Annotated in this window: 6 protein-coding genes; 2 read left to right on the top strand and 4 right to left on the bottom strand. The window is 74.3% G+C overall.

Annotated elements, in window-relative coordinates; all coding sequences use genetic code 11:
* Nucleotides 1–234: 234 nt before the first annotated feature.
* Both HCN56_RS21925 and HCN56_RS21920 read right to left on the bottom strand, forming a co-directional pair.
* Nucleotides 235–1,545, bottom strand: coding sequence for a geranylgeranyl reductase family protein (locus HCN56_RS21925; RefSeq protein ID WP_167973782.1), 1,311 nt, complete (start codon nucleotides 1,543–1,545; stop codon nucleotides 235–237).
* A 118-nt stretch (nucleotides 1,546–1,663) separates the two neighbouring features.
* On the bottom strand, nucleotides 1,664–2,392 hold the full coding sequence (locus HCN56_RS21920; protein WP_167973780.1) for a demethylmenaquinone methyltransferase: 729 nt from the start codon (nucleotides 2,390–2,392) through the stop codon (nucleotides 1,664–1,666).
* A 178-nt stretch (nucleotides 2,393–2,570) separates the two neighbouring features.
* Between HCN56_RS21920 and HCN56_RS21915 the strand changes: the two genes are divergently transcribed.
* Nucleotides 2,571–3,371 (top strand): DUF3152 domain-containing protein, encoded by an 801-nt coding sequence (locus HCN56_RS21915; protein ID WP_167973778.1) that lies wholly within the window; start codon nucleotides 2,571–2,573, stop codon nucleotides 3,369–3,371.
* 110 nt (nucleotides 3,372–3,481) lie between these two features.
* On the opposite strand, the gene HCN56_RS21910 is transcribed toward HCN56_RS21915, so the two are convergent.
* Nucleotides 3,482–3,766, bottom strand: coding sequence for a DUF2630 family protein (locus HCN56_RS21910; RefSeq protein ID WP_167973776.1), 285 nt, complete (start codon nucleotides 3,764–3,766; stop codon nucleotides 3,482–3,484).
* A 206-nt stretch (nucleotides 3,767–3,972) separates the two neighbouring features.
* Here HCN56_RS21910 and HCN56_RS21905 point away from each other — a divergent pair, with 206 nt between their 5' ends.
* Nucleotides 3,973–4,728: a hypothetical protein gene (locus HCN56_RS21905; RefSeq protein ID WP_167973774.1), complete on the top strand. Its 756-nt coding sequence runs from the start codon at nucleotides 3,973–3,975 to the stop codon at nucleotides 4,726–4,728.
* 90 nt (nucleotides 4,729–4,818) lie between these two features.
* On the opposite strand, the gene HCN56_RS21900 is transcribed toward HCN56_RS21905, so the two are convergent.
* Complete coding sequence (locus HCN56_RS21900) at nucleotides 4,819–5,691, bottom strand: TrmH family RNA methyltransferase (protein ID WP_167973772.1); 873 nt, start codon at nucleotides 5,689–5,691, stop codon at nucleotides 4,819–4,821.
* Between the last annotated feature and the right edge of the window lie 93 nt (nucleotides 5,692–5,784).

Raw genomic sequence — 5,784 nt, 5'->3', positions numbered from 1 at the left:
GGGAGGGGGAGGGCGAGGGGGAGGGGGAGGGGCCCGCACAGCCGTCAGCGGCCCCACAACCAGCAACGGTCCGTGGCCGCACCCACCGGCCCGCGCCGTCCTCCCCGGCGGTCCGTGGCCGCGCTCCCCGGGGCGCCGCCTGCCGGTCCGTAGCGCCCCCGGGCGCGGCCCACCGGTCCGTGCCCCGAGGAGCGACGCGGCGCGTCCGCCCCCGGGGGCACGGTGTGCCTTCCGTCAGGCGCTCGGCGCGACCTTGCTGAGGCCGTTGATCACGCGGTCCATGGCATCGCCACCACGCGGGTCGGTCAGGTTGGCCAGCATCTTCAGGGTGAAGCGCATCAGCAGCGGGTGGCTGAGCCCCCGATCCGTGGCCAGCTTCATGATCTTCGGGTTGCCGATCAGCTTCACGAAGGCGCGGCCGAGCGTGTAGTAGCCGCCGTAGGTCTCCTGGAGCACCTTCGGGTAGCTGCGGAGCGCCAGTTCCCGCTGCTCGGGCGTGCGGCGGGCGTGGGCCTGCGTGATGACCTCGGCCGCGATGGCACCGGACTCCATGGCGTAGGCGATGCCCTCGCCGTTGAACGGGTTGACCAGGCCGCCGGAGTCGCCGACGAGCATCAGCCCGCGGCTGTAGTGCGGCTTCCGGTTGAAGGCCATCGGGAGCGCCGCGCCGCGGATCGGCCCGGTCATGTTCTCCGGGGTGTACCCCCACTCCTCCGGCATGGAGGCGCACCAGGCCTTGAGGACCTCGCGCCAGTCCAGTTCGCGGAAGGCCTTGGAGCTGTTGAGGATGCCCAGGCCCACGTTGGAGGTACCGTCGCCCATCCCGAAGATCCAGCCGTAGCCGGGGAGCAGCCGCGGTTCGTCGCCGCGCCGGTCCCACAGCTCGAGCCAGGACTCCAGGTAGTCGTCGTCGTGGCGTGGCGAGGTGAAGTAGGTGCGGACGGCGACGCCCATCGGGCGCCGGTCGTCGCGGTGCAGGCCCATCGCGAGCGAGAGCCGCGAGGAGTTGCCGTCGGCGGCGATGACGACGGGGGCGCGGAAGGTGACCGGCCGCTTCTCCTCGCCGAGCTTGGCGGTCACACCGATCATCCTGCCGGTGCGGTCGTCCAGCAGCGGCCCGGAGACGTTGCACCGCTCGTGGAGCCGGGCGCCCGCCTTCTGGGCCTGTCGGGCGAGCTGCTCGTCGAAGTCGTCGCGCTTGCGGACCAGTCCGTAGTCCGGGTAGCTGGCCAGCTCGGGCCAGTCCAGCTGGATGCGCTGGCCGCCGCCGATGATGCGGAGCCCCTTGTTGCGCAGCCAGCCGGCCTCCTCGGAGATGTCGATGCCCATCGACACCAGCTGCTTGGTGGCGCGGGGGGTGAGGCCGTCGCCGCAGACCTTCTCGCGGGGGAAGGAGGTCTTCTCCAGCAGCAGGACGTCCAGCCCCGACCGGGCGAGGTGGTAGGCGGCGGCGGAGCCGCCGGGCCCCGCCCCGACGACGATCACGTCCGCGCGGTCCTCTGCGGTGTTGTCCTGCGCCGTGGTCGGCTCGGTCGGCTCGGTCACGTGCGGCTCTCCGATCGTTGCAAGGGGGAGGTCCCCGAGTCTGGGTACGGACCGGACGCCCGGCCTGTCGGCGCGGGCCGCCCGGCGCCGGTCCGGGCGGCGCCCGGACCGGCGGTGGTCAGGCCGCTTCGTCGGCCGCGGGCCGGTCGGCGGGTGCGGGCTTCGTTCCGCGGTGGAGGGTGACGATGCCGCCCGAGAGGTTGCGCCAGGCGACGGACGTCCAGCCGGCGGCCTGTAGTTCGCGGGCGAGGCCCGGCTGGTCGGGCCAGGCGCGGATGGACTCCGCGAGGTACACGTAGGCGTCGGGGCTGCTGGACACCTTCCGGGCGACCGGCGGCAGGGCCCGCATCAGGTACTCGCTGTAGACAGTGCGCAGCGGCGCCCAGGTGGGGTGGCTGAACTCGCAGATCACGAGGCGCCCGCCGGGGCGGGTCACCCGCAGCATCTCGCGGAGCGCGGTGTCGACGTCCTGCACGTTCCGCAGGCCGAAGGAGATGGTGACGGCGTCGAACACGTCGTCGGCGAAGGGCAGTCGGGTGGCGTCGCCGGCCGTGAAGGGCATCCACGGCACGCGTCGCCGGCCCTCGGCGAGCATCCCCTGGCTGAAGTCGCAGGGCACCGTGTAGGCGCCGGCGTCGGCGAAGGGGAGGGAGGAGGTTCCGGTGCCGGCCGCCAGATCCAGCACCCGCCGGCCGGGGCGGGCGCCGACTGCGTCGGCCACCGCCCTGCGCCAGCGGCGGTTCTGGCCCAGGGCCAGCACGTCGTTGGTCAGGTCGTACTTCGCGGCCACCGCGTCGAACATGGCGGCGACCTCGCTCGGCTGCTTGTCCAGGGAAGCGCGGGTCACCCGGTCATTGTCGCGCGTCGGGCGGGCCGGTACGCGGCGGGGTGGCCGGGCGAGCCGACGCTGCCGGGGGCGCGCGACGGGTCGGTGCGTGCGCCCCCGGGCGCCGCTGGTGGGGCGGCGAGGCGCGTGAGGTCGTCCCGTCCGATGCGCCGATGGTCATGTTGTAGCGTTCGTCCGCGTGCCGTCACGTCGTACGCCCGCCCGTGCCCGTCGCCTCGCTCGGCTCCGCCGGACGATTCTGGTGCTGTGCCTGCTGGTCGCCGGCTCCGTCGCGTTGATCGCGACGCGCGGCTCCGACGACGTCGAGGTCGCCGACGACGGCCGCGGCCCTGCCGAGGACGGGGCGGAGGACGGTGAGGAGCCGCTGGCCTCGGCCACGCAACGCCCGCCACCACCGCCCGTACCCGTGCCGGAGTCGGGCCCCGGCACCTTCACCACCGCCGCAGCCGACGCGGCCCCGGTCGGGAACGCCGACGGCACCCTCTACCGGTACCGGGTGCAGGTGGAGGACGGCATCGAGCTCGATGCCGAGACCGCCGCGGCGGAGATCCACGCGATCCTCGGCCACGAGCGCGGCTGGACCAACGACGGCGACAGTGCCTTCGAGTTGGTGGCGGGCGACGACACCGACCTCAACGTCATCATCGCCACCCCCGGGACCGTGGACGAGCTGTGCGGCCGGTGGGGGCTGGACACCAAGGGAGAGGTCAACTGCCGGGTCGACGACGACGTCGTCGTCAACCTGCTGCGCTGGGTGGAGGGTTCGCCGCAGTTCGACGGGCCGATCCGCGAGTACCGGGCACTGGTCATCAACCATGAGGTCGGCCACCGGATCGGCCACGGGCACGCCGGCTGTCCGGGCGAGGGGATGCCGGCGCCGGCGATGATGCAGCAGATCAAGGGCCTGGACGGCTGCGTCGCCAACGCCTGGCCGTACGACGAGGACGGCGAGTACATCGACGGCCCCTGGGTTCCCTGAGCGCCTCCGCCGCAGCAGCCGACAGCAGAGTCGCAGACCCCGCAGTCTTCGCCACCGCCGCCGGAGCACTGCCACCGCGCGGGGCCGCGCCGACGCGCCCCCGCGCCGGATCACGAGAGGTAGCGCTGCACCTCGGCCGCGGGCCGCACCCGCGCCTCGTCCGGGTTCTCGCCGAACTCGATCTTCGCCCGCCGCTGCCGCAGCAGGTCCCAGCACTGGTCCAGCTCCCGCTGGATGCCCGCCAGTCGGTCCCGTTCGGCGTCGCCCTCGCGCGTCGCGTCCGTGAGCTGTTCCCGCAGGGCCCGCTCGGTGTCGACCAGTTCGCGGACGCGGGTGAGGATCTCGCGCTGCCCGTCGTCGGTCCGCTGGTCGGTGCTCTCCTGCTCGGCTGCCATGGCGGCCACCTCCTCGCACCTCAGGCTAGGTGCGGCGCGGTGAGCCCGCGATCGGACGCCCTGCCGGGCCCGGTGCGGCGGCAGCGGGGTGAGTCAGGCCCGGGGGCGGCGTGCGGCCCGGAGGGGGCGGGGCGGGCCGTGCAACCGCGCCGGATTCGTTGCCTCGCCGTGACGTCGCACCGTGCCTGCCTTGTTACTCTGCCGCGATGCGACGACTCCGTGTCCTTCCCGCAGCCCTGCTCCTGGCCGCCCTGCCGCTGACCGCATGCGGGTCGGGCGGTGACGACGACGAGGCCGCCGACGCCGCGGACCGCGCCGGCTCCGCCGACTCCCCGGCGGAGTCCGACGACGATGAGGACGCCGACGAACCCGAGGGGGAGAACGGCGCCGAGGCGGAAGACCCCGACGACGAGGGCGACGAGGGGGCCGACGCGGACGGCGACGACGACCGCGGCGGTGACGGCGACGCCGAGGAGGCCGGTTCCTCCGGGGGCGGGTCGGGCGGTGGCAAGGGGCCCTCCGTCGAGGACGTCGCCTCGGCCTACGAGGACTGCTCCGACGTCGAGCCGCTGGTGGCGGACTTCGTCGGGAACCTGCCGCTGGAGGGCCGCACCAGCTCCGACGACGCCACCGTCTGCAACTGGGAGCGCGCCGACGTCAGCGACGTGGCCGACGTGGCCGCGTTCAGCGTCACCATCGAGCGCGGCCCGGGCGAGTCCACCCCGATCGACCAGTTCGCCGACGAGGACATGCTGGAGGTCGTACCGGACCGTGCGGTGGAGGCCGCCGGTGGCGTCGCCTACGCGGTGGTGGTGGACACCGGCGGCGTCACGATGGTCGCCTCGACCGTGCAGCTCCCGAACGTGCAGGTGACCACGGTCAGCAGCAGCGCCGGCTCGCTGCCGGAGATGTCGGCCCAGGACGGCGTGGACGTCTCCAAGAAGATCCTCGATATCGACTGACCCGCCGGCCGTCGCGCCCGCCGGGCGGCTCGATCTGCCGCGGCGCCCGGCGACCCGCCGCGCGCCCCCGCCGGAGGTCCCGCGCCGCGCTCAGCCTGCCGCGGGGCCGCCCGCCGTGCCCGGCACAGCGGGCGGCCCGGCCGCCGCGCGTGCGGCGATCCGCTGCCGGGCGGCCTCGTAGAGCACCACGCTCGCCGCGTTGGCCGCGTTCAGCGAGCTGGCCGAGCCTGTCATCGGGATCGACACCGTCTCGTCGCACAGCTCGCGCCAGGCGGGGCTGAGCCCGGCGGTCTCGTTGCCCACGGCCAGCAGCACCGGGCGGGTCAGGTCGCAGGAGAAGACGTCGGTGTCGCCGTTCTCGTCGGTCCCGATCACCGTCACGGCGGTGCCCGCGGCGCGGGCGCGGTCCAGCCACGCGGCGACCTCCCGGTGCCCCGGCGCCCGGACCGTGGGCAGCCCGAAGAGCGAACCCGTGCTGGCGCGCACCGACTTGGGGTCGTAGACGTCGGCCGCGTGTCCCGTCACCACCACCCCGTGGGCGCCGAAGGAGTCGGCGGACCGGATGACGGAGCCCACGTTCCCGGGGCTGGTGGGACGGTCGAACGCCACTCCGAGGAACTCCGTCCCCACCGGGATGCGGGAGAAGTCGTCCGGCGGCATCTCCACCACCGCGAGCAGCTCCGTGCCGTCCTCCCGCTCGCCCAGCTCGGCCAGCAGCTCCGGCGCCATCGCCCAGCTCTCGGCCTGCGTCGAGGCCAGCAGGTCGCGGGCCCAGCGGGACAGCCGCCGGTCCGCGTCGTACACCAGCGCGCGGATCGTCCAGCCCTGCTCGACGGCGAGGGTCACCGGGCGCACGCCGTGCACCAGGAACTCCCGGCCCCGGTGCCGCTTGGAGCGGTTGCCGAGGAGCGCCTGCCACTGCTGGAAGCGGGCGTTGCGGGTGGTGATGCGACGGGGGGCCACGGTCGTCCTTGTCGTCGGGGAGAGCCGCCGGGGCGGCGACCACCCCGACTTCGGGGTCGAGTACTACGAGCGCCACTTCCGTGCCATCAAGGA

Origin of the sequence: Streptomyces lonarensis (assembly GCF_012033735.1) — a bacterium.
Lineage (GTDB): Bacteria > Actinomycetota > Actinomycetes > Streptomycetales > Streptomycetaceae > Streptomyces > Streptomyces lonarensis.
Note: the sequence above shows the minus strand (reverse complement) of the source record. Positions and strands in the feature narration are given on the sequence as shown.